The 2,995-nt window shown below is 60.5% G+C and carries 1 protein-coding gene; it reads right to left on the bottom strand.

Features of this window, described 5'->3' with window-relative positions; all coding sequences use genetic code 11:
* On the bottom strand, positions 1-2,995 hold a 2,995-nt coding region (locus tag FKG95_RS29855), incomplete at both ends, for a hypothetical protein (protein ID WP_179954342.1).

Below are 2,995 nucleotides of genomic sequence, written 5' to 3'. Positions count from 1 at the left end.
CCGACCGAAACATCCGAACCGCCAAGAACGAACGCTCCCGTCCCAGAAACCGTCTGCTCACCATTAAAGAAAACCGTCGATCGACCAAAGGAACCACCCTCGACACCCAAGACACCGTCAAGCGTCAAACCACCCTCAATCGTCAGGTTGCCAGCAGACACACCAGGCAAACCGACCGTCACGTCAGAGACCAGTTCAACATTTGAGAAGGTCGCCGAATTGACAATCGCCAGTGGACCGCCGGCAAAGGCCGCATCGATCACCTGGTCCTCGATCCGGCCTGACAGAACCGGCAGGACAGGATCAGCCGGCAGGTCCGAACGAGCCACCGACGTCCCGATCGCGGCGCCCTCGGTAACCCGCAGGAACAGGCTGTTCCCATCTTCAACAAGCTGGAAACCCAACGGACCGGCAAAGTCGAAACCCTGCAGGCTGTCAAACGCGCCGGCAAAGCCGCCCGTCGCCGTCGCAATCTCGAATTCATCCCCAAGTTCCGCCGCAAAGTCAGGCGCCACATCCAAACGCAGAACACCGCCACGATCCAACGAACCCAGAACCTCGATCCGACCCGCCGAGGCTCCTGAGCCAGAGCCACCGACCGCAATCGACAGCTCCGCCTGTGGCGCAAGCTGCAGGCTGTTCTCAATTTCCAGTGTGCCGTCCCGACGTGCCTGCAGCTCACCCGAAAGCGTTTCAAGTCCGCTGAATTCCAGGCGCCCGCCCTCGGCAATCGCAACACCCTGCAGATCGATCAAATCCCCGGCATCAACCGCATCGATCCGGCCTTCACCGCGCAGCGTTACCCCGGCATCAAGGCTCAAGGTCTCCGACCCCGCCCGCAGGCCATCAAACAGCAGGCTGTTGCGGGCAGTGTTGACCAGACCACGGATATTCTCGTCGCTCAGCAGGATCGTGCCGTCCCCGGTGACACTCTGCCCGCCACGGAAAGTCAGCTGCGACACTTCGGCCTGAGCGCCAGCCAGAGAAAGTGTTGCCCCTAGGAACAAACCACCCTCAACCGAGGCACTCCGAACTCCAAGCGATGTGTCGATGTCCAGGGAAACGCCCTGCAGAAGGCTGTTATCAGCCAGGTTCACCCGGCTGTCTCCAACACCCGTGATCACGGTATCGACGATCAGACTGCCGAGCGTTACGGCGCCCAAGCTGCTGTCCACCCTAAAGCCGGCGCCGGCATTGTCGATGCCGCTCAACTCAAAGCCGCTGCCCTCGCCAGCAACCGTCCCAAGCACACGGATCGCATCGCCGCTGTCCTGGACAGACAGGCTGCCCTGACCCCGCAGCGTCACACCCTCGCCAAAGGTCAGGATCTCACCGCCGGTGAGTTGGCCGTCAAAGACCAGGTCGTTGTCCACGATCCCGTCGCGCCCTGCATTCTCAGAACTCAGCAGGATCTCGCCCGTCCCGTCGATCCGCTGCTCACCAAAGAAGGTCAGCGTCGAGGTATCGACACGGCCACCGGCAGCCGCAAGACTCACATCGCCCAACAAGGTCAGGCCGTTCTCGATCGTCGCAGAACGGCCCGCACCCAGACGTCCATCAATCGCAAGCGAGATGTCATCCAGAATGGCGCTCGGCGCCAGCTCCACAGCAGAGCCCGCCGCTCCCTCAATCACAGCGTCCGATATCCGCTCACCCAGGATCACCGATCCCGCGGAGCTGTCGACCGTAAAGCTCGCTCCGGCATTGTCGATGTCCCGCAGCTCAAGACCACGACCCTCGCCCGCAACCGTCCCAAGAACACGGATCACGTCCTCGGTTCCGTTGGCAAACATCGTCCCCTGGCCACGCAGCGTGATGTTCTCACCAAAACTCAGAACTTCCCGGCTAAAAAACTGATTTTCAAAGCGGAGAGTATTGTTCACAACACCGTCGCTCAGCGCATTCTCCCGGCTAAAGAGGATCTCGCCGCTGCCGGAAACCACCTGCTCGCCGGAGAACAGCAGCGTAGAGGTCAAGGAGGCAGAGCCAGCCAATGACAGAGTGGCGTCTAATGCCAGGTCATCCTCGACCCGCAGGGTTGGAGAAAAATCGGTCGCATTCAACCGCACATCCGTCTGCAGGCTGACACCCTCGAGCACCCCGCCGGTCTCCACCTCAACCTGCGGTGCGCCGCTCTGCGTCCCGACAATGATGCTGTCGGCGATCCGGCCGTCAATTACATCCAGGTTCAGTTCCGGCAAGGGATCCGGCAGCGGCGGCGGTGGCGGAACAAAACCATCCAGGAAACCTCCATCCTGGGCCTCCTGGTCTGTCGAGACGCGCAGGGTGAGGCTGTCGGCGGCCTCATCCAGTACAAAGGCCAGATCACCCGCCAGATCGAAACCCTCAAAACCCTGGAATGCGCCCGTTACTTCGGGACGACCGTCGAGTATCCTCACAATCTCAAAGCTGTCACCCAGATTGGCAACGAAATCCTCGCTAACGTTCAGCGCGAGAACACCGGCGCGGTCTAGAAAGCCAAAAACTTCGATCTGTCCGGCGCCCTCATTCGAAACCCCGATCTCCAACCGCCCTTGTTCAAGCATTCGAAGGTCCTGTTGAACCTGTAGAAAGCCATCATGCGCGGCACTCAGCGTGCCATCCAATTCATCGAAAGCAAAAATCTCAAGAGTACCATCTTCCGCACGGACAGTTCCTTTAAGGTCAATCTCGTCCCCTGCGTTCGCCGTATCGATCCGCCCTTGCCCGCGCAGGGTCAGATCAGCGCCCAACGTCAGGAGTTCATCTCCACTCGAGACGCCCACAAAGCGCACCGCGTTCGAGACGCCACCCTCATCCAGCGCATTCTCGCGGCTCAGAACAATCTCACCAGACCCGTCCACCGTCTGCTCGCCACGGAAGTCAACTCGCGCTGAACGGTTCACGCTGCCCGCCAAGATGAAGTCGGCGTCCAATGTCAGACCCTCGTCGATGCTCAATGTCCGGTTCGTCGTGGCCGCATCCAGAACAGTGTCGATCCCCAGCGTCACATTCT

This window comes from Denitrobaculum tricleocarpae (genome assembly GCF_007004665.1).
GTDB lineage: Bacteria > Pseudomonadota > Alphaproteobacteria > Kiloniellales > Kiloniellaceae > Denitrobaculum > Denitrobaculum tricleocarpae.
This window is presented reverse-complemented; position numbering and strand designations above follow the sequence as displayed.